The sequence below is a fragment of the Halobacillus sp. Marseille-Q1614 genome (assembly GCF_902809865.1).
Classification (GTDB): domain Bacteria; phylum Bacillota; class Bacilli; order Bacillales; family Halobacillaceae; genus Halobacillus_A.
The window spans coordinates 1,712,518-1,731,614 of record NZ_CADDWH010000001.1 but is presented as its reverse complement, the minus strand read 5'-3'; the positions used below and the strand labels follow the sequence as shown (position 1 = coordinate 1,731,614).

19 protein-coding genes are annotated in these 19,097 nt (G+C 44.8%); 15 read left to right on the top strand and 4 right to left on the bottom strand.

All coding sequences use genetic code 11. The features are described 5' to 3' along the window. Positions 1–63 precede the first annotated feature (63 nt). The 3 genes from HUS26_RS08695 to HUS26_RS08685 all read left to right on the top strand — a co-directional run bounded on the left by HUS26_RS08695 (position 64) and on the right by HUS26_RS08685 (position 1,998). The gene (locus HUS26_RS08695; protein WP_173916783.1) at positions 64–411 is read left to right on the top strand and encodes a DUF4260 domain-containing protein; all 348 of its coding nucleotides are present in this window, start codon (positions 64–66) and stop codon (positions 409–411) included. A 121-nt stretch (positions 412–532) separates the two neighbouring features. After that, positions 533–1,075 (top strand): helix-turn-helix domain-containing protein, encoded by a 543-nt coding sequence (locus HUS26_RS08690; RefSeq protein WP_173916782.1) that lies wholly within the window; start codon positions 533–535, stop codon positions 1,073–1,075. Positions 1,076–1,077: 2 nt separating this feature from the next. Then, a complete protein-coding gene (locus HUS26_RS08685) occupies positions 1,078–1,998 on the top strand; it encodes an alpha/beta fold hydrolase (RefSeq protein WP_173916781.1) in 921 nt (306 codons plus the stop codon). Positions 1,999–2,028: 30 nt separating this feature from the next. Here the strand turns inward: HUS26_RS08685 and HUS26_RS08680 are convergent, their stop codons facing one another. Further along, positions 2,029–2,418: a DUF1259 domain-containing protein gene (locus HUS26_RS08680; RefSeq protein ID WP_173916780.1), complete on the bottom strand. Its 390-nt coding sequence runs from the start codon at positions 2,416–2,418 to the stop codon at positions 2,029–2,031. A gap of 138 nt (positions 2,419–2,556) precedes the next feature. On the opposite strand from HUS26_RS08680, the gene HUS26_RS08675 reads away from it, so the two are divergent. Next, positions 2,557–3,759: an alpha/beta fold hydrolase gene (locus tag HUS26_RS08675; RefSeq protein ID WP_173916779.1), complete on the top strand. Its 1,203-nt coding sequence runs from the start codon at positions 2,557–2,559 to the stop codon at positions 3,757–3,759. 41 nt (positions 3,760–3,800) lie between these two features. Here the strand turns inward: HUS26_RS08675 and HUS26_RS20165 are convergent, their stop codons facing one another. Next, positions 3,801–4,571, bottom strand: a complete 771-nt coding sequence (locus HUS26_RS20165; RefSeq protein ID WP_173916778.1) for a C40 family peptidase — start codon at positions 4,569–4,571, stop codon at positions 3,801–3,803. Between the two features lie 331 nt (positions 4,572–4,902). Between HUS26_RS20165 and HUS26_RS08665 the strand changes: the two genes are divergently transcribed. Beyond that, positions 4,903–5,472 carry a hypothetical protein gene (locus HUS26_RS08665; protein WP_173916777.1) on the top strand — a complete coding sequence of 190 codons (570 nt, stop codon included), beginning with the start codon at positions 4,903–4,905 and terminating at the stop codon, positions 5,470–5,472. 90 nt (positions 5,473–5,562) lie between these two features. Here HUS26_RS08665 and HUS26_RS08660 read toward each other — a convergent pair whose 3' ends face one another. Together HUS26_RS08660 and HUS26_RS08655 are read right to left on the bottom strand one after the other, a co-directional pair. Next, on the bottom strand, positions 5,563–6,747 hold the full coding sequence (locus HUS26_RS08660; protein ID WP_173916776.1) for an acyl-CoA dehydrogenase family protein: 1,185 nt from the start codon (positions 6,745–6,747) through the stop codon (positions 5,563–5,565). Positions 6,748–6,758: 11 nt separating this feature from the next. After that, positions 6,759–7,952, bottom strand: coding sequence for a CaiB/BaiF CoA transferase family protein (locus tag HUS26_RS08655; protein WP_371809571.1), 1,194 nt, complete (start codon positions 7,950–7,952; stop codon positions 6,759–6,761). Between the two features lie 230 nt (positions 7,953–8,182). Between HUS26_RS08655 and HUS26_RS08650 the strand changes: the two genes are divergently transcribed. From HUS26_RS08650 to HUS26_RS08605, 10 genes are all read left to right on the top strand, one after another. Next, complete coding sequence (locus HUS26_RS08650) at positions 8,183–9,370, top strand: aminotransferase class I/II-fold pyridoxal phosphate-dependent enzyme (RefSeq protein ID WP_173916775.1); 1,188 nt, start codon at positions 8,183–8,185, stop codon at positions 9,368–9,370. Continuing rightward, on the top strand, positions 9,357–11,012 hold the full coding sequence (locus HUS26_RS08645; protein ID WP_173916774.1) for a thiamine pyrophosphate-binding protein: 1,656 nt from the start codon (positions 9,357–9,359) through the stop codon (positions 11,010–11,012). Before HUS26_RS08650 ends, HUS26_RS08645 begins: the two co-directional genes overlap by 14 nt. A 14-nt stretch (positions 11,013–11,026) precedes the next feature. Next, positions 11,027–12,529, top strand: a complete 1,503-nt coding sequence (locus tag HUS26_RS08640) for an aldehyde dehydrogenase family protein (RefSeq protein WP_173916773.1) — start codon at positions 11,027–11,029, stop codon at positions 12,527–12,529. A gap of 33 nt (positions 12,530–12,562) precedes the next feature. Next, positions 12,563–13,711, top strand: a complete 1,149-nt coding sequence (locus HUS26_RS08635) for a saccharopine dehydrogenase C-terminal domain-containing protein (protein ID WP_173916772.1) — start codon at positions 12,563–12,565, stop codon at positions 13,709–13,711. A gap of 535 nt (positions 13,712–14,246) precedes the next feature. Then, entirely contained in the window at positions 14,247–15,416 is a 1,170-nt protein-coding gene (locus HUS26_RS08630) for an acyl-CoA dehydrogenase family protein (protein ID WP_173916771.1), read from the top strand. 22 nt (positions 15,417–15,438) lie between these two features. Then, on the top strand, positions 15,439–16,203 hold the full coding sequence (fabG, locus tag HUS26_RS08625; RefSeq protein ID WP_173916770.1) for a 3-oxoacyl-ACP reductase FabG: 765 nt from the start codon (positions 15,439–15,441) through the stop codon (positions 16,201–16,203). Positions 16,204–16,220: 17 nt separating this feature from the next. Then, positions 16,221–16,655 carry a MaoC family dehydratase N-terminal domain-containing protein gene (locus tag HUS26_RS08620; protein WP_173916769.1) on the top strand — a complete coding sequence of 145 codons (435 nt, stop codon included), beginning with the start codon at positions 16,221–16,223 and terminating at the stop codon, positions 16,653–16,655. Continuing rightward, positions 16,652–17,077, top strand: a complete 426-nt coding sequence (locus HUS26_RS08615) for a MaoC/PaaZ C-terminal domain-containing protein (protein WP_173916768.1) — start codon at positions 16,652–16,654, stop codon at positions 17,075–17,077. Before HUS26_RS08620 ends, HUS26_RS08615 begins: the two co-directional genes overlap by 4 nt. A 22-nt stretch (positions 17,078–17,099) precedes the next feature. Beyond that, entirely contained in the window at positions 17,100–18,329 is a 1,230-nt protein-coding gene (locus HUS26_RS08610; protein ID WP_173916767.1) for an acyl-CoA dehydrogenase, read from the top strand. Continuing rightward, complete coding sequence (locus tag HUS26_RS08605; RefSeq protein WP_173916766.1) at positions 18,319–19,092, top strand: SDR family oxidoreductase; 774 nt, start codon at positions 18,319–18,321, stop codon at positions 19,090–19,092. Before HUS26_RS08610 ends, HUS26_RS08605 begins: the two co-directional genes overlap by 11 nt. Positions 19,093–19,097 lie beyond the last annotated feature (5 nt).

Here is a 19,097-nt window from a genome sequence, read left to right as displayed (position 1 = left end):
AGAAACTTTTTCTAATGGCAGACGTATAATAGCGATGGCAGTATCTAAAGGGGGAGTGATTATATGAATAAGCTGATATTGCAGCTGGAAGGGTTAATCGTGCTTCTTATAGCTGTTTATTTTTATACTCAAACAGGGGGAAGCTGGGTGTTGTTTTTCCTTTGTTTACTAGTCCCGGATTTAAGCATGTTAGGTTATTTAAAAAATAAAAGATGGGGAGCCGGCATTTACAATATTGGACATACTTACATAATTCCATTATTGCTAAGTGTATTTGCCTTCATAGCCTCTCATGATTTGTTATTGGCTTTAAGTCTGATTTGGATAGCTCATATTGGGATGGACCGGACGATAGGCTATGGATTAAAGTATCCGAGCGATTTTAAAGATACTCATTTGCAGAAGGTATAAATATTTAAAGGGGCTCCGGTTTTAAAGCCGGTATTTTTTATCCTCATGATTCAATCGTGACATTTTTTTGTTTTATTGTTATTATTATTGATAATGATAATAATATATAAAGGAGGCTGCGATGAAAAAATCAAAAGCAGATTTAATTATGCACCCAGTACGAATGCGGATTATTCAGTGTTTAGCGAAGGATTCAGCCACCGTCTATGAGCTCCTTGAGATGATAGAAGATGTGCCCCAGGCGACGTTATACCGGCATTTGAATGAACTCAAAAAGGGAAAAGTGATAAAAGTAGATACAGAGCGAAAGGTTCGGGGAACAGTTGAGCGTACGTACATGCTCGAAAAAGATGGAGCATGGATCACTGCAGATGAAGCTGTGCAAATGAGCAATGATGAGCACCTTCAAATGTTTATGACTTTCTTTGTGAACCTGCTTCGTGAGACTGAAAACTACTTTGACGGAGAGGTCGACTTAACGAAGGATATCTACGGATTCAGTCAAGTTGATCTTCACCTTACTTCTGACGAATGGACAGAAATGCGACAGGACATAAAAACTTTGATGATCAAATACGGATCGAAAAAGAAAAGAGAGAATACACGAAGAGTTACAATGGCGCAAGTGTTTATTCCTGAAGCTCGTACTAAAGGAGAGGATTAATTATGACTAAAAAGCAATACGTTAAAATCGAATCAGCAGGCATTCAGCTTGCCGGTACCTATTCTGTACCCGAGCAGCCGTCGGGAGATGCAGTATTAATCGTGGCGGGTTCAGGAGAAGTGGACCGTGATGGGAATGCTAAAAAATTTAAAGCCGACCTTTATAAAGACCTTGCCGAATTTTTTAATGAACAAGGAGCAGCCGTACTTCGTTACGATAAGCGAGGAGTAAAGGAAAGTAAAGGTTCATACGCCGAAGCAGGATTATCAGATTTTATCGAAGATGCAGCAAGCGCCCTGAGATTTTTAAAACAGCAGGAAGGAATAGAACGTGTTTATCTGCTTGGACACAGCGAAGGTGCGATCATGGGACCTGCTATTTTTGAAAAAGAGCCCGCAGACGGATTTGTGTTTCTCTGCGGTTCGATCGGTACGGGTGAAGAACTGATTGCCTACCAAAATGAAAGGATACGTAAAGAAGTAAGGGAAACGAAAGGATTTAAAGGGTGGCTGTTTCGCACGCTTAAAGTGGAAAACAAGATTAAAAAACAATCTGCCCAAGTTGAAAGTAAAATTAATGCTACGACAGAACCGGTCGTACGTTACCGGGGAATCCGCCTGAACGCCAAATGGATGAGGGAAATTAAAGCGTATGACATGAGATCTTATTTCAGCTGTATTCCTGAGAAAACGATCGCGATCGAAGGAGGAATGGATGTCCAGGTTGAACTTGGTTCCGCTCGTCAGCTATCCGAGCAGACAGGAGCCGAGCTAAAGGAAATTCCCGATATGAATCACGTCCTCCGCAAACAGACAGAACAAGGGTCGCTGCTTAATCTGAAGAAGATTTATAAGAAGAGTTTGGCAGAGGAAAAACTACATCCTGAGCTGCTTCATTCCTTAAAAACTTGGCTGGAAAAATAATAGTGCACATCGCCTCAAGGGCGGTGTTTTTTATTTCAGTCCTTTAAAAGCTTCGGCCACTTTGTGGGCAAAACTTAAAGGAGGTTCTACCGATTGGAAATGGATATATAAGATCGTCGGGTTTGTATACAGCCAGTGATTATGGAGGGCGCTGATGATAATCCCGTTTTTTATAAGAATATTTGCAAAGTAAGGAACCTCTTCTTCCAAAAGTACGGTTTCTCCAAGGTTTAGAGCATAGCCCTTCTGATCGAGTGATTCAAACATAAGCTCGGCATGAAGCTCACCTTTACTTGGCCGGCCTTGAATTGTCACGTCAAGCTCACGATCGAGCTCTACTGAGCATACGCCGTGTTTAATGCTTGGTGTTCCATTTAGAATTTGAGCAAATAGATAACATAATGTCTGAAAATTATGCATAGCTGCCACCTCTTCCATTTTTCTAAAACATATGACAGCGGCAGGATGAAGTTGCCTTGATATAAAAATTCCGTTAGCTTGGAGGAATAAATTAGGATAAACTAAAAATAAATATTTTGCCTAAAGGACCTTAAAGCGATGATTAAAAAAATATTTATTAACAGTGTTGCATTAATCGCGGCGCTTTTATCCCTATTAGCAGGAATAGGAATGAGTTTGTATTTTTCTACACTAACAGCTCGTCCGTATTTATTTTTAGCATCGGGTGCTTTAGTATATATTGTCTGCTACATCGGTTTCCTGCTTCTATTAAGATTGAGAAACAGAGCGAACTTTTACAAGCCGTTAATTATAGGGGGGATAGTGTTTGCTGGTTATGGAGCTGTCTTACTCACTCCTGCCTCTGAACAATCGATTCCTTCGGAAGTAGAGGGAATGAATGATTGGGATTTGCCAAATGGAGATATTATCGCATATGTCCATAAGAAAGCAAAGGAAAATAGTGAAGACAAACAAGTAATTATATTTTTACATGGAGGACCGGGTACCCCTGATATGAAGCGGGATTCAGAATATTTCGGTCAGCTGTCAGAAGATGGTTATGATGTGTATGTTTATGATCAAATTGGTTCGGGTCATTCTATACGTTTAGAGAGCCCGGCTGATTATTCGATAGCAAGAGATGTACATGATCTAGAAAGCATACGACAGATATTAGGCGAGGAGAAAATTATTTTAATCGGCCATTCGTACGGCAGTGAAATTGCAGCCAGCTATATCGCTTCTTATGGCAGGCATGTCTCTCAGGCAGTTTTTCTATCACCAGGGGCTATCAATCCCAAGGATACGAGTGATGCCACATTGCAAAATAAGCTCACCATCTCAAGAAAAATCGCTTTGTATAAAGAATTGCTTCAGCCCCGGGTATTATTTACTTATATGCTGCTGCAAATGAATCCGGAAGCTGCACATAATTTTGCTGGAGATGAAGAGACGGATTCAAGGTTTGATGACGTCTATCGTCTTACCCAGCCAGCTTTGCACGCAGAAGGAAAAGACTTTGATTATCCTATCTTCGGTTTAGGTTTCTATGCTAATCAGACCCCTCAATCCCGGCTGTATCCGCATTCTGAAGATCCGAGGGAAGAATTAAAAAGCTGGAATGGAGAAGGTCTGATTATTAAAGGAACTGAAGATTATCTATCTAAAGAGTCCGCTGAGGATTACGAAGAATCTATAGCAAAATCGGAGCTCATCTATTTGTACAACTCGGGTCACAACGTCTATCAGGACAGCCCGGAGAGAACTTTAGAACTAATCAGGGGATTTTTAAACAAATAAAAAGCCGGTGCTTAATGGTAAGCACTGGCTTTGTTTAGTCCTTATTGAAAGGATTTAACTCCTAAATAATGATCCTGCCAATAGTCAATTGTAATGTCAGCAACTTCTATACCGTCACTTCCCGCATGAATCATCTTATTATCGCCAATATAGATTCCACTGTGAGAAGCGCCTTCTGTATCATACGTTCCTTCGAAGAAAATAACGTCGCCAACTTCTGGTGAATCAACTTGTTCACCATTATTTAACCACATATCACTTTCTTTTCTGTCAAGTTCAACCCCAACCTGCTCAAATACATACTGGATGAACCCACTGCTGTCAAAACCATCAGGAGTGGTTCCGCCCCATACATATGGAGTTCCAATTAGATCTTCTGCAATAGAAACAACATCAGATTGAGATGCCGCTTCATCTGCCGCATCTTCACCAGAAGAAGCTTCATCTTCGGTTTCTACTGGGGCAGCGGATAAAGCATTTTTTGTATTAGGACCTACAATACCATCAACCGTAAGACCGTGATCGGCCTGGAAGTCTTTAACCGCTTCTTCTGTAATAGGACCAAAAATACCATCAAGATTATATGTATAATAACCTTGCGTTTCTAGATCCTCCTGTAAAGTTTCCACGGCTGGACCTTTATCTCCGTTAATTAACAGACTGCTGTCCTGAACGGAAACACTTGGTGAAGTGGAATCCGCTGAATCAGGATCCGCATTCGCAGACACTTTGTCATTTAATAACGGTGTAAGCGCAAGTGAGGTAACTAAAGCTGAAGAGACTACATACTTTCTCATTGGTGACTTTCTCATAAAAAAATCCTCCTATGTTAAATAACCCGATTATCGGATTTCTGTAGATTCAGCTTGAAAATTGTCAGGTTATGTCGTCTGAATTTCAAGCTAATGCCAAGTCTAACAGAGAAGAACTTACAGCAGGTTGCAATCGTATTAAGCTGAATTAATAATCTCTTTACGGCCATGTAATATTTGTGGAAAGCGAACATTTACCGACGAACCTCTCGTTTCCAAAACAATTTCCACCAGCAAAATTACTTCCCGGCGGAATTGTAAGAAAGTTGAAACTCGGGAGCATCTCAACACGTAAAGATAGGTAACAGATCTTTTGTGGTGGAGGGGTTTTATGAGAAAAATCACGCCGGCCAGTCTTCTGTTCATGTGTTTTGCTTTTTTGGTGGCTGGCTGTTCTTCTTCACAGCCTGCTGAGTCTGCCGACCGTGAGGCAGAAACGAATATAAAAAAGGTATTAGAACATCAATTTACAGGACCTGACCAAGAGCTGCTTAAACACTTAAAGGATCCGGGCATCGCCACCGTTATTGGAATTGATGGAGAAACGAAGCCTCCGAAAAAATCTACGCCATTAGATCAATACTTGCAAGATACCTATGGAGAGTATTTTACGGAAAATATGTATGAAAAGTTTGTTCTACTCCACGCTATGAGCTACTATTTCGAGGTTGAGGACAGCAGCTATACGATAAATTTAGTAGAGGCGGATATAAGAGAAGATGTGGATACGGAAGATGCCTACTTCTTCACGGCACGTGTGCTTTTTGAAAATGAGAACGATGCTTATACGGCGGAGGTAACCGGAAAAGCTAACGTGAATGAGGATAAGAAAATTGAGAGAATGCTCTACTTTGATGACGATAGATTAATTGAAAAAATAAATGCTGAGAGAAGTAAATAGACGAAAAAGAAGGAATTCTCCACGTGCAGAATTCCTTTAAATTTTAAAAAGAACAATTCTGCCCAAAGTAGAATTGCCCCTTGAAAATTACTACTCCCAGGCCGGCAGCATTTTATTTAATGGTTTATCTTTACGGTAGCCGAGCACGTACTCCGCCTGCATGATCGTATGGATTTCCCGTGTTCCTTCATAAATCACCGGGGCTTTTGAGTTGCGCAAATAGCGCTCCACCGGATACTCATTGGAATAGCCATAGGCGCCGTGGATTTGGACAGCGTCATCAGCGGCCTGGTTAGCGAAATCACAGGCCTGCCATTTCGCCAAAGAAGTTTCCCGAGTATTGCGCACCCCTTTATTTTTCAGCTCACCGGCCCGGAAAACGAGCAGTCGGCTCATCTGCAGCCCGGCTTCCATTTTGGCAATCATCTGCTGGACGAGCTGGTGGCGGCCGATTTCTTTTCCAAACGTCTGGCGCTCATGGCAGTATTCGACACTTGCTTCAAGACAGGCCATAATCTGCCCGCACGCTCCTGCAGCTACGGTAAAGCGGCCGTTATCGAGGGCGGCCATCGCAATTTTAAATCCTTCGCCTTCTTTTCCGACAAGGTTTTCTTTGGGTACCTTCACCTGGTCAAAAAACAGCTCTCCTGTATTACCGGCTCGAATGCCGAGCTTTCCTTTTGTTGCTTTTGATGAGAAACCTTCCATCGCTCGTTCTACAATAAAAGCTGAGATGCCGTGGTGCTTTTTTGATTTATCGGTGTAAGCGAAAACGAGGAAGTGATCGGCTGTGTCACATAGCGAAATCCACGTTTTTTGTCCATTTAAAATATAATAATCGTCTTCTCGTTTGGCGGTTGACTGCAGAGCCGCTACATCAGAACCGGCTCCCGGCTCGGTTAACCCAAAGGCTCCGATTTTTTCGCCTTTTGCCTGCGGTACAAGATATTTCTGTTTCTGTTCCTCTGTTCCCCATTGCAGAAGGGACATGCTGTTTAAGCCGGTGTGTACAGAAACCGCTGTTCGAAAAGCGGTATCGCCACGCTCTAATTCCTCACAAACGATAGCCAGCGAATTATAATCCATCCCGCTTCCTCCGTATTTTTCCGGAATGCAGACTCCCATCACCCCTAAATCCGCCAGCTTTTTCATCAGATCTTTATTAAAGTAACCTTTAGCGTCCCACTCGCCGATATATGGCATAATCTCTTTATCGGTAAAGTCGCGGACCGTTTTACGCAGCAGCGCTTGTTCATCGTTATATTCAAAGTTCATAAAACCACTCCTTATATCGTGTTCGTTTTTCTCAGATCTTTAATCTCGGCGCTGGAATAACCTATCGACTGTAAAATTTGTTCGGTGTGCTCCCCGGGTTCAGGAGGATGGCTGCTGACAGATGGAGGGGTGCGCACCAGCTTTAAAGGGCTGCCGATCATCTTGACCTCGCCGGCTTTTGGATGCTTCGCAGAAACAAACATATCGCGAGCGTTGAGCTGTTCATCTTTAACGAGATCTTCGACTGTCTGAATCGCTCCAAACGGAATGCCGGCTTCCTGACATTTTTCCTTCCAATAAGCGGTCGGATTTTTCAAAAGAGCTCGCTGCAAAATCGGAATAAGCTCATTTCGGCAGGCAACCCGGTCAGGGTTAGTCTTAAATCGTTCATCTAACGCTAAGGCCCGCTGTTGGATGATTCCACACAGTGCGGCAAACTGCTTATCATTGCCGACAGCTATGACCATTTCACCGTCGCTTGCACAAAAGGTCTGGTAAGGAACGATGTTGGCATGATGATTTCCAAGTCTCTTTGGAAGCTGCCCTGACAATAAATAATTGCTGCCAATATTAACGAGCGAGCTGACCGCAGAATCATAGAGGGATAGGTCGATTTTCTGCCCGAGACCGGATTGATTTCTTTCAAGCAGGGCAGCCTCTATTCCAATACACGCATATAATCCCGTTAAAATATCGGTAATCGCAACGCCAAGTTTTTGCGGACCCGATTGTTCATCGCCTGTAATGCTCATCAGCCCGCTCATCGCCTGGATAATAAAATCGTAGCCCGGCAGGTTTTTATAAGGTCCGGTCTCCCCAAATCCCGTGATCGAACAGTAGACAATCCGGGGATTAATCTCTTTTAATGACGAATAATCAAGGCCGAGCCGCTCCATCGTGCCGGTTTTGAAATTATGAAGAACGACGTCACTATTAGCTGTGAGTTTTTCTATAATTTGCCTGCCCTCATTTGTTTTTAAGTTTACGGTGAGGCTTTTTTTGCTGCGGTTCGCGCATAAATAATAAGCACTTACGCCTTCCTGAAAGGGTGGTCCCCATTTTCTCGTATCATCGCTTCCGCCGGGAGCCTCCACTTTAATTACTTCCGCCCCAAGATCACCAAGGATCATCGAACAATAGGGTCCGGCCAGCACGCGTGTTAAGTCGAGCACGCGGATTCCTTTTAGTGCTGTCAGTTCAATCACTTCCTTTCACTATAGGAAAAAGCCAGCCGAACCCATACGATGTATGAATCCAACTGGCTTGGGATCTGCTTCGTAGGTTTGTCCTACACTACAAGTTATTCCAGATGCTTTGAAAATATGAATATCTTTGCGCTATTTAAAAGACTATCATGAATTGGATTTTGCCTTAATAGGATAGAACAATGGGACAAACCCGTTATTAGGTACCATCTGATTTGGGGGTTGTTTAAATGAAATATGGTTCAAAACAGGTGAATAGTCTGCCTCCTTATCTGTTTTCTGTTTTTCATCAAAAGAAGAAGAAACTTCAGGAAAAGGGAGTCGACGTCATTGATTTAGGGATTGGGGCACCGGATCTGCCAACCCCGTCTTTTATTATTCAACGCCTTAGTGAGGAAGCCCGAAAGCCGTCCAACCACAAATACTCGCCTTATGGAGGCTGTTCTGAATTTAGACAAGCTGTGGCCTCTTTTTATAAAAGGCATTACGACGTTTCTTTAGATCCAGATACAGAGGTGCTCGCCTTGATTGGTTCTAAAGAAGGGATTGCCCATATGATCAGCGCGGTTCTTGATCCCGGGGATGGTGTACTCGTGCCGGACCCTGGCTATCCCGTTTATCAGTCTGCCATTCACTTAGCGTATGGATCCATGATCCCGCTTCCGCTTGATGAAGCTAAAGGATATGTTCCTCAGTTTGATGAACTCTCAGATTTTGAGCTTGCAGATGCGAAACTGATGCTGCTGAATTATCCGAGTAATCCAACAGGAGGCACAGTTGATCTTAATGCTTTTAAAGAAGCGGTCGAGTTTGCAAGACGGCACCAGCTGTTGGTCGTACAGGATGCGGCATATGATTTAGTCACGTTTGGCGGCTATAAAGCTCCAAGTATTTTGCAGGTTCCAGGAGCGAAGGACATAAGCGTCGAATTCGGCTCGCTGTCGAAAAGTTTTAATATGACAGGCTGGAGAATCGGCTACGTCGTTGGAAACAAAGAATTAATTCAGGCGTTATCCATTGTTAAAAGCAATATGGATACGAGTCAGTTTTTAGCCATCCAAAAAGCTGCCGCAGCCGCATTAACCAGTGATTTTTCAACGGTTAAGGCTAATAATGCCGTCTATGAAGAAAGGATGGGAAAACTGCTTCCCGCTCTTGAAGAAATCGGCATGAAAGCAGCAAGGCCGAAGGGGACGTTTTTCCTCTGGGCGAAAGTGCCAGATGGCTATACATCACAGTCTTTTTCACAGAAAATACTCGAAGAAGCCGGTGTCATTCTTACACCAGGGACAGCCTTCGGTGCCGGGGGAGAAGGATATGTCCGGCTGTCCTTATCTGTTCCATCGGCGCGGTTGGAGGAAGCGGCCTGCCGGATGAGAAAAATCATGAAGGGAGGGAGCGCGGGTGAAGCAGACTGAGCAAATGTCGAGTGCACAGGCGATTATTGAATGCCTGAAGATCGAAGGCATTCAAAAAGTGTTCTGCGTGCCGGGTGAAAGCTATCTTCCCGTCATGGATGCCATCTACGATGAACCGAGCATTAAGCTTATTTCCACAAGGCATGAAGGCGGAGCTTCCTTTATGGCCGAAGGATTTGCTAAAGCAAGTGGACAGCCGGGAGTGGTAATGGCAACACGGGGAGTCGGGGGATCTAACCTGGCTATAGGCGTTCACACCGCCTATCAGGACTCAACGCCGATGATCGTTTTACTAGGGCAAGTGGACAGCCGGTTTAGAGGAAGAGAAGGGTTTCAGGAAGTGGACTTAGACCGATTTTTTGCCCCGATTGCGAAGTGGACAGTAGAGATTCAGGAAGCAAAGAGAGTACCAGAAATTGTTCAAAGAGCTTTGCGTATCGCACAAACCGGGCGTCCTGGTCCTGTAGTCATCTCCCTGCCTGAGGATTTATTAAAAAAAAGTGCCGCCATGGAGTTTGGAAAGCCGGTGGATAGGCCTTCTCCGTGTCCTTCCTTACGTGAGGTGCAGGGAACCGAAAAGCTGCTTTTGAAGGCAAAGCGTCCGCTTGTGATTGCTGGCGGGGGAGTAAAGAATGCCGGTGCGGAAAAAACTCTCGTGCAATTCGCTGAAAAATTCAGTCTTCCCGTTATGGCGGCTTTTCGCAGACATGATGTTTTTCCGAACAATCATTCCCTGTACGCCGGCCATCTTGGCTTAGGGACAAATCCAGAGATTCTAAAAACCGTTAAGGAAGCCGATGCGATCATTGCTATTGGAACAAGACTTTCTGAAGTAACGACCCAGGATTACTCGCTTATTCGTAATGACCAGACGCTGATCCATATCGATATCGATACTAACACCCTTGGAAAAGTTTACGCCCCGGACATTGGTATAGTCGCAGATGCCAAAGAGGGACTGACAGCGCTTATGGAAATGAAGCTTCCTGTAGTCTTTGAAGAATGGGGGAAGGCAGGGAGAGAGGCTTACCAAGCATTACTTAAGCCTGAGAAGGAAGAGTCAGTAAACAAAAAGATTATCGCCCTTTTACAAAAGCATCTGCCTAAAGATGCCATTCTGACAAACGATGCCGGGAACTTTGCCGGCTGGCTTCATGCCTATTATCAATTTAATCAAAAAAACACATACATTGGCCCTACCTCAGGGGCAATGGGCTACGGCATGCCTGCTGCTTTAGGTGCGAAACTGGCCTGGCCAAACCGGACGGTCGTTTCTTTGTCAGGAGACGGCGGCTTTATGATGACGATGCAGGAGCTGGAAACAGCCGTACGCTATCAGATTCCTGTCATCAGCATCGTATTTAATAACCGAATGTATGGAACCATCCGAATGCATCAGGAAATCCATTTTCCATATAAAACAATCGGCACTGATTTAGGCAGTGTGCCGTTTTACAAAATCGCTCAAGGATTTGGTGCTTTAGGCATTTACGTGAGGGAGCCGGAAGAATTCGAGCAGGCTCTTTTACAGGTGTTAAAAGAAGGAAAGCCCGCTGTGATTGAAGTAGAAAGTGATCCTGAACAGATTTCACTCACATCAACGATCGAGCAATTAAGACAAAACGGCAAAAATAATAATTAAGGAGGAATTTACCCATGAGTCGCAGAGTGATTCAAGATGACAAGCTGAAAAATTTTATTAATGGAAACTGGCAGGAACCATCGGGCGGAAAGTACACAGACGTAACAAACCCGGCTAATTTAGAAACGCTTGTGAAGGTTCCTTTATCGACCGCAGGAGACGTCGAAGCAGCTACAGAAGCTGCGAAAAAAGCGCAAAAAAACTGGGCACTCGTTCCGGCTCCCCAAAGAGCTGAAGTGCTGTACCGCGTCGGAATGATTATGAAGGAGCGTAAAGAATATTTATCGCAGCTCCTGACGATGGAAAATGGAAAAGTCATTGAAGAAGCGCGCGGTGAAGTACAGGAAGGCATTGATATGGCCTTTTATATGGCTGGGGAAGGGCGCAGGTTATTCGGCCAGACGACTCCTTCTGAGTTGAAAGATAAGTTTGCGATGAGCGTTCGTGCTCCTGTTGGTGTAGTCGGCATCATTACACCATGGAATTTTCCAATAGCGATTGCAACGTGGAAGTCGTTCCCTGCCATTGTTGCCGGAAATGCAGTCGTCTGGAAACCGGCGACAGAAACACCGATCATGGCTTTTGAACTGGCGAGAATTTTTGAAGAAGCCGGACTGCCTGAGGGTGTCATCAACGTCGTGTTTGGCTCAGGATCTACAGTAGGCGAAGCGATGATTGAGCAGGATACAATCCGCGTGATCTCTTTTACAGGTTCAAATGAAGTCGGCCGAAATATTGCCGGGAAATGCGGCCAGCGCCTGAAAAAAGTTTCACTTGAAATGGGCGGGAAGAACGCGGTGATTGTCATGGATGATGCCGATCTTTCATTAGCTGTCGAAGGAATTCTATGGAGCGCCTATGGAACGAGCGGCCAGCGTTGCACCGCCTGCAGCCGGGTGATGGTTCATGAGAGCGTAAAGGAAGAACTGGAGAAACGTCTGCTTACAGAAATTGCGAAACTGTCAATCGGAAATGGGTTAGACGAATCAGTTAAAGTAGGACCGATTATTAACCGCAGCGGCCTAGAGAAAATCAAAGCTTATATACAAGTTGGTAAAGAAGAAGGGGCCAAGCTTTTAACAGGCGGCTACATTATGGAAAACGGAACGCACGCCAATGGTCATTATTTTGCGCCGACGCTGTTTACGGATGTTCGAGGAGATATGCGGATTGCCCAGGAAGAAATATTTGGTCCGGTCGTTTCCTTGATTCCTGTGAAAAGCCTGGAAGAAGCGATCGAAATTAACAACAGTGTGGAGTATGGATTATCGAGCTCCATTTTTACGAGGGACGTTAATAAAGTATTCGCGGCTCAACGCGATTTAGATACAGGAATTGTTTACGTAAACGCAGGAACAACAGGGGCGGAAATACATCTTCCTTTTGGCGGAACAAAAGGAACTGGGAATGGACACCGTGATTCTGGTGTAGCAGCGCTTGATGTGTTTACCGAATGGAAAGCCGTCTATGTCGATTTCAGCGGCAGGCTGCAGCGCGCGCAAATCGACGTGGAGTAGAGGGAGAGATTACGTAATAAAGGGGTGCGGACTATGAAAGTAGCTGTTCTAGGATCTGGTTTAATGGGGAAAGAAGCAGCGCGAGATTTAGTCAGAAGTAAAGGTGTAAAAAAAGTAGGACTGGCGGATATCGATTTCAACCGAGCCGAAGCCGTGTGCCAATCTATCCATTCACCGAAGATTAAAGCCTATAAAGTAGATGCAGGGAATTCAGCTGAATTAGCCGCATTTATTAAGCAGTTTGATGTTGTCATTAATGCATTATTTTATTCTTTTAATAAAATAGTAGCAGAGACTGCTATTGAAGTAGGAATAAGCTCTGTAGACTTAGGAGGACATATCGGCCACATCACCGATCAAGTGCTGGAGCTTGATGAGGAGGCCAAAGCTGCAGGGGTAACGATTATCCCGGACCTTGGTGTGGCTCCGGGGATGATTAATATCCTGTCCGGTTATGGAGCAAGTAAGCTGGATGAGCTCAAATCGATTCGCCTTTTCGTAGGCGGAATTCCCGTTCAGCCCGAACCTCCCTTAGAATACAACCACGTGTTCTCTATGGAAGGGCTGCTCGATCATTATACCGATCCATCGACAATTATTAGAAACGGCCGATTGGCAGAGGTTCCGTCACTTACAGAAGTGGAACAACTCCACTTCGAGCGTTTTGGCCCCTTGGAAGCTTTTCACACGTCTGGAGGAACATCTACTTTACTGAAATCTTATCCAGCCATTGATACGCTGGAATATAAAACGATCCGTTACCGCGGACATGCGGAAAAAATGAAGCTGTTAGTCGACTTACAGCTGACCCGCAATGATTATGAAGTAGAAGTCGGCGGTGTTAAAGTAAAGCCGCGGGAAGTATTGCTGAAGACGTTAGATCCGATTGTAGACTTAAAAGATAAAGACGATGCGGTCCTGCTTCGTGTCTGTGTCGGCGGAATGAAAAACGGCGCAGATACTACCTATCAGTACGAAATGGTCACATATAAAGATAGGGAAAATAAAGTTACAGCGATGGCGCGGGCGACCGCTAACACGATCTCCGTTGTCGCTCAAATGATCGGAAGCCAGGCAATTACGAAAAAAGGCGTCTGCCCGCCAGAACAAATCGTGCCGGGAAATCTTTATATAGTGGAGATGGCGAAGCGCGGCGTAGTGATTAACGAAAAGAGAATATAAAGAAAAAGACTGTCGAGAAATTCTCTCGACAGTCTTCAGCTTGTGGAGAAACCCCTGGTTTTCCGCAAGCTTTTTTCTTGCCGCCAGGAGCGAAGGACCCTTCCCTTTTAAGCGCCCGAGTTTCTCGCAAAACCCACGCTTGGCGATCTCGGCTGACTCGTTCTTCCGCAGGAGTGGAAGGGGCCTCGCTCCTTGGAAGTTCCTTAAGACAGAAAAAGACTCTCCTCCACCTAGCTCACACTAAGATGAAGGGCAATCTTTTTCATATTTTGACAGGCAGCCGTCATCAGCGCCTGTTCCTTGATTTTTTCTTTTCCACGAAAAGAGACAATAACGCAGGTCATGCAGTTCTTTTGAAACCAGGTTCCCGGCTTCTTCCTCCACATACTAAGTACCGGCTGACAGCGAACTACAAAAATCTTCTAATTTAAGGTTGTATTTTCGCAAAATTTAAAATAGTATAAAATATAACATACTAACCGGTAGGTATGTAAAAGCCGGAAACTAAAATACTTAATAGATTGGAGATAGAAATATGCATTTACGCTTAACGGATGAACAGGAAATGGTGAAAAAAACAATCCGTAAATTCGTGGAGAAAGAGTTAATTCCTTTAGAAAATGATGTACTTAGAAATGAAAGAGAAGGAAGGCCCAGCCTCCCGGAAGGAAAAATGAAGGAATTGCAGCTTAAAGCAAAAGAAGCGGGGTTTTGGGGCATCAATACACCTGCAGAATATGGGGGCGCAGATCTTGGTCAGATGATGCTGGCGATCGTGCAGATGGAGGTCGCCCGCACGTTCGTTCCGTTTCAGTTCGGCGGTTCTGCTGATAACATTTTATATTACGGAAATGAAGAGCAGAAGCAAAAGTATCTTATTCCAACGATTAATGGTGAGAAAAAATCCTGTTTTGCGATGACGGAACCGGGAGCAGGGTCTGACACGAGAAATCTTCGGATGACCGCAGTGAAAGACGGAGATGAGTGGGTGCTAAATGGAGAAAAAACATTTATCACCGGTGGAAATGAAGCTGATTTTGTAATGGTAATCGCGATTACTGATAAAGAGATGCATAAGTCTTCGGGCGGAAGAAAAGGTGTGACCTGCTTTATTGCCGACCGTTCTATGGGCTGGAAATCAGAATATATCCATACAATGGGCGAATGGGGACCGGCGGCACTGGTTTTCGATAATGTAAGAGTTCCAGAAGAGAATATTTTAGGCGAGATCAATAAAGGCTATGACCTTGGCCTTGAATGGATTGGCTTTGCCCGCTGGATCGTCGGAGCGCGTGCAGTTGGTTCTGCGGAGCGTCTTCTCAATATGGCAATTGATTACGCTAATGAACGCGAAACGTTTGGGAAGCCGATTTCGACCCGCCAGGCTATTCAGTGGCAGATTGCCGATTCAGCGGTAGAAATTGAAGCAGCCAAATGGCTCGTCCTCAATGCAGCATTTACTTTAGATCAAGGAGAAGATAACCGTCATTATGCTTCTATGGCGAAACTTTATGGATCTAACATGGGGAACAATGTGGTCGACCGTGTGCTGCAAATCCACGGAGGTATGGGGTATACGAGAGAGCTTCCGATTGAGCGCTGGTACCGTGAAGCTCGTTTATGGAGAATTTACGACGGAACAGATGAGATTCAGCGTTTAATTATTTCCAGAAATCTATTAAAAGGACATGTAAAAATCGGATAACTAATCGAAGGAGTGTTTCAATATGGGAAAATCATTTAAAAATCGAACAGCATTAATTACTGGTGGAAGCCGAGGAATCGGAAAAGGCATTGCCCGCCGTTTTGCGGAAGATGGAGCGAAGGTGGCCGTCATTGACGTGAACGAGGAAGCCTTAAATGAAATAGAAAGTGAATTCAAAGAAGAAGGGTTTGATATTTTCTGTAAGACAGCGAATGTCGTGGACTTTAAACAGGTGGAGAATGCGGCCCGCGAGGTTCACGAACAGTTCGGTTCCCTTGATATATTAGTGAACAATGCCGGTGTAATCCGTGATAATATGCTGTTTAAGATGACTGACTCTGACTGGGATACTGTCATGGACGTTCACCTAAAAGGATCCTTTAACGCTGCAAGAGCCTGCCAGAAGTTTATGGTTGATCAAAAATACGGAAGAATTATTAATATTTCCTCTACTTCTGCTTTAGGAAACCGCGGACAAGCTAACTATGCGACAGCGAAAGCAGGCTTGCAGGGATTTACGAAAACATTAGCTATTGAATTAGGAAAATTCAACATTACCGCTAATGCTGTGGCTCCAGGTTTTATCGAAACAGACATGACGAAAGAAACCGCTGCAAGAATCGGGATTTCTTTTGATGACCTTATTAAAGCAAGTGTTGAGAAAATCCCAGTCGGCCGAAGCGGCAAACCGGAAGATATTGCGAATGCCGTTGCTTTCTATGCGGACGAAAGATCTTCTTTTGTAAATGGGCAGGTCATATACGTGGCCGGCGGTCCAAAAGACTAATCACAAGGAGGCTTTTTATGTTTGAACATACGATTGGCAAACGATCCAATAAAGTAAAAAACATAGTAGAACGAGGCGCAGTGAAAAAATTTGCGGAAGCAATCGGGGACCCTCACCCTATTTTTTGCGATGAAGAAAAATACAGCCGGAATATCGCTCCGCCTACCTTTCCGAGAGTCTTTGATTACGGTGTGATCGAGGAGCTCAACCTGCCGGGCAAAGGGCTGATCCACGGTGAACAAATCTATCATTATGAGCGGCCGCTGTTTGTAGGGGAAGAGATTTATTGCTCCGCGGAAGTGAAAGATTACTATGAGAAAAGCGGAAAAAGCGGAAGTATGGGATTTTTAAAAGTAAAGCGCTGCGGTAATGACGTAAATGGCAATTTAATATTTTCAGAAGAACAAGTCGTTATCATTACGGAGGCGGTTCGAAAGGGGATGACCGTATGACTTTCTTATCAAACCTTCAAGCCGGTGAAGAATTGGAACCGGTAACTCTCGCTCCTGTTTCCCGGCTGGATTTAATCAAATATGCAGGGGCTTCGGGAGACTATAATCCGATTCACACCATTGATGAAGAAGCAGAAAAAGCCGGGCTTCCCGGAATAATTGCTCACGGTATGTGGACGATGGGAAATTTAGCGAAGCTTTTCACTCCTTATTACGGAGAAGGATTTATCCAGGATTATGCGATTCGCTTTAGAGGGATGGTCTTTTTGAATGATGTCATCACATTACACGCGGTTCTTGATGAAGCAGACGGGGAGGAACTAAAATTTAAAGTAAACGCTGTGAATCAGGATGGAAAAGATGTCATAAAAGGCGAGGTTGTATTCAGCAAGCGTTTCACCTATGAATCTACATACGCATGATTGAAACTAAGGAGGAAACCTTATGGTCTTTGCCTACTCAGAAAAAGTGAAAGATCTTCAAGAAAGACTCAGCCAGTTTATGGAAGAGCATATCTATCCAAATGAAGCTTTATATGGAGAGCAGCTGAATGCTCAAAATCGTTTTGCTGATATACCTCCGATTATGGATGAATTGAAAAATAAAGCGAAGGAAGCCGGGCTGTGGAATTTATTTTTACCGGAAAGTGAGTATGGAGCAGGTCTGACAAATATGGAATATGCCCCGCTTTGCGAAATAATGGGCCGGTCGGCGATCGCTCCTGAAGTTTTTAACTGTGCGGCTCCTGATACAGGAAATATGGAGGTACTCGTCCGCTACGGGTCCCAGGAGCAAAAGGAAAAGTGGCTCCAGCCGCTTCTCGACGGTGAAATCCGCTCCTGCTTTTCAATGACTGAACCGGAAGTTGCCTCATCGGATGCAACAAATATCAATACAAGCATCGAAAGAGTCGGAGATGAATATGTCATCAATGGAACGAAATGGTGGTCTTCTGGAGCTGGCGATCCGAGATGCAAAATCAGTATCGTCATGGGAAAAAATGATCCGGACGCTCCGAAGTATGATCAGCAGTCGATGATTCTCGTTCCGCTTGATACACCAGGCGTGCATATTAAGAGAACACTGCCCGTGTTCGGGTATGACCATGCTCCTCATGGGCATGCTGAAATCGAGTTTACAGATGTACGAGTCCCAGCTTCCAACCTGATTTGGGGAGAAGGAAAAGGCTTCGCGATTGCTCAAGGCCGGCTTGGACCAGGGAGAATCCACCACTGTATGAGAACGATTGGCGCTGCCGAACGGGCACTTGAAGAAATGTGCGCCCGTGTGAAAGAGCGGGAGACATTTGGTAAAAAACTTGCCGATCAAGGGGTCATTCGTGAATGGATTGCTGATTCCCGAATTGAAATTGAACAGGCCCGGCTTCTTACATTAAAGGCAGCCTACATGATGGATACAGTCGGCAATAAAGAAGCAAAAGCTGAAATTGCAATGATTAAAGTCGTTGCACCTAATATTGCTTTAAAGGTGATCGACCGTGCGATCCAGGCCTTTGGGGCAGCCGGTGTAAGCAATGACACACCTTTAGCCGCCAATTGGGCGAACATTCGAACACTCAGGCTCGCAGACGGGCCGGATGAAGTACACCGCCGGGCGGTAGCTAAGCACGAACTGAAGAAAACGCCTAACAGGAGGAGCTCCTATGCACGCTAAAGAACTGTTTGATTTAACAGGTAAAGTCGCGATCGTTACAGGAGGCGGCCGGGGGCTTGGCGAGCAGATTGCCAAAGGATTTGCCGAGTCCGGTGCCCATGTCGTCGTCTGCTCGAGAAAACTACAGCCCTGCCAGGAAGTGAGCGACCAGTTAAAGGAGCTCGGAGTCGATTCCCTCGCTTTTGAATGTGATGTGACGAAACGGGAGGATATTCAGAGAGTCGTCGATCAGACGGTTGAACATTTTGGCCGGATCGATATTTTAGTCAATAACAGCGGTGCTACCTGGGGCGCTCCTGTAGAGGAAATGCCGCTTGAAGCCTGGCAGAAAGTTTTTAACGTAAACGTAACTGGAACGTTTCTTATGTCCCAAATCGCTGGAAAAGTGATGCTAAAGCAGGGTTCAGGAAAAATAATTAATATTGCTTCGGTGGCAGGGCTTAAAGGCTCTGATCCTAAGCTTATGGATACGATAGGCTATAACTCAAGCAAAGGTGCAGTCCTTACTTTTACAAAGGATCTGGCCGTGAAATGGGGACCGCGCGGTATTTGTGTAAATGCGATTGCACCAGGCTTTTTCCCTACCAAAATGTCTAAAGTCCTGATGGAAGAAGGGGAGGATTCATTCCTGCAGGGGACCCCATTAAGGAAGTTCGGAGGAGAGGATGATTTAAAAGGAACAGCCATCTTTTTAAGTTCACGCGCCTCCGACCATATTACCGGTGATGTCATCATTGTTGATGGCGGCACCCATGCGATGTAAAGCAA

Excerpts from the sequence above, each read along its gene's own strand:
- HUS26_RS08695 (WP_173916783.1), top strand. The coding sequence starts at position 64 with ATGAATAAGCTGATATTGCAGCTGGAAGGGTTAATCGTGCTTCTTATA.
- HUS26_RS08690 (WP_173916782.1), top strand. The coding sequence starts at position 533 with ATGAAAAAATCAAAAGCAGATTTAATTATGCACCCAGTACGAATGCGG.
- HUS26_RS08685 (WP_173916781.1), top strand. The coding sequence starts at position 1,078 with ATGACTAAAAAGCAATACGTTAAAATCGAATCAGCAGGCATTCAGCTT.
- HUS26_RS08680 (WP_173916780.1), bottom strand. The coding sequence starts at position 2,418 with ATGCATAATTTTCAGACATTATGTTATCTATTTGCTCAAATTCTAAAT.
- HUS26_RS08675 (WP_173916779.1), top strand. The coding sequence starts at position 2,557 with ATGATTAAAAAAATATTTATTAACAGTGTTGCATTAATCGCGGCGCTT.
- HUS26_RS20165 (WP_173916778.1), bottom strand. The coding sequence starts at position 4,571 with ATGAGAAAGTCACCAATGAGAAAGTATGTAGTCTCTTCAGCTTTAGTT.
- HUS26_RS08665 (WP_173916777.1), top strand. The coding sequence starts at position 4,903 with ATGAGAAAAATCACGCCGGCCAGTCTTCTGTTCATGTGTTTTGCTTTT.
- HUS26_RS08660 (WP_173916776.1), bottom strand. The coding sequence starts at position 6,747 with ATGAACTTTGAATATAACGATGAACAAGCGCTGCTGCGTAAAACGGTC.
- HUS26_RS08650 (WP_173916775.1), top strand. The coding sequence starts at position 8,183 with ATGAAATATGGTTCAAAACAGGTGAATAGTCTGCCTCCTTATCTGTTT.
- HUS26_RS08640 (WP_173916773.1), top strand. The coding sequence starts at position 11,027 with ATGAGTCGCAGAGTGATTCAAGATGACAAGCTGAAAAATTTTATTAAT.
- HUS26_RS08635 (WP_173916772.1), top strand. The coding sequence starts at position 12,563 with ATGAAAGTAGCTGTTCTAGGATCTGGTTTAATGGGGAAAGAAGCAGCG.
- HUS26_RS08630 (WP_173916771.1), top strand. The coding sequence starts at position 14,247 with ATGCATTTACGCTTAACGGATGAACAGGAAATGGTGAAAAAAACAATC.
- fabG (WP_173916770.1), top strand. The coding sequence starts at position 15,439 with ATGGGAAAATCATTTAAAAATCGAACAGCATTAATTACTGGTGGAAGC.
- HUS26_RS08620 (WP_173916769.1), top strand. The coding sequence starts at position 16,221 with ATGTTTGAACATACGATTGGCAAACGATCCAATAAAGTAAAAAACATA.
- HUS26_RS08615 (WP_173916768.1), top strand. The coding sequence starts at position 16,652 with ATGACTTTCTTATCAAACCTTCAAGCCGGTGAAGAATTGGAACCGGTA.
- HUS26_RS08610 (WP_173916767.1), top strand. The coding sequence starts at position 17,100 with ATGGTCTTTGCCTACTCAGAAAAAGTGAAAGATCTTCAAGAAAGACTC.
- HUS26_RS08605 (WP_173916766.1), top strand. The coding sequence starts at position 18,319 with ATGCACGCTAAAGAACTGTTTGATTTAACAGGTAAAGTCGCGATCGTT.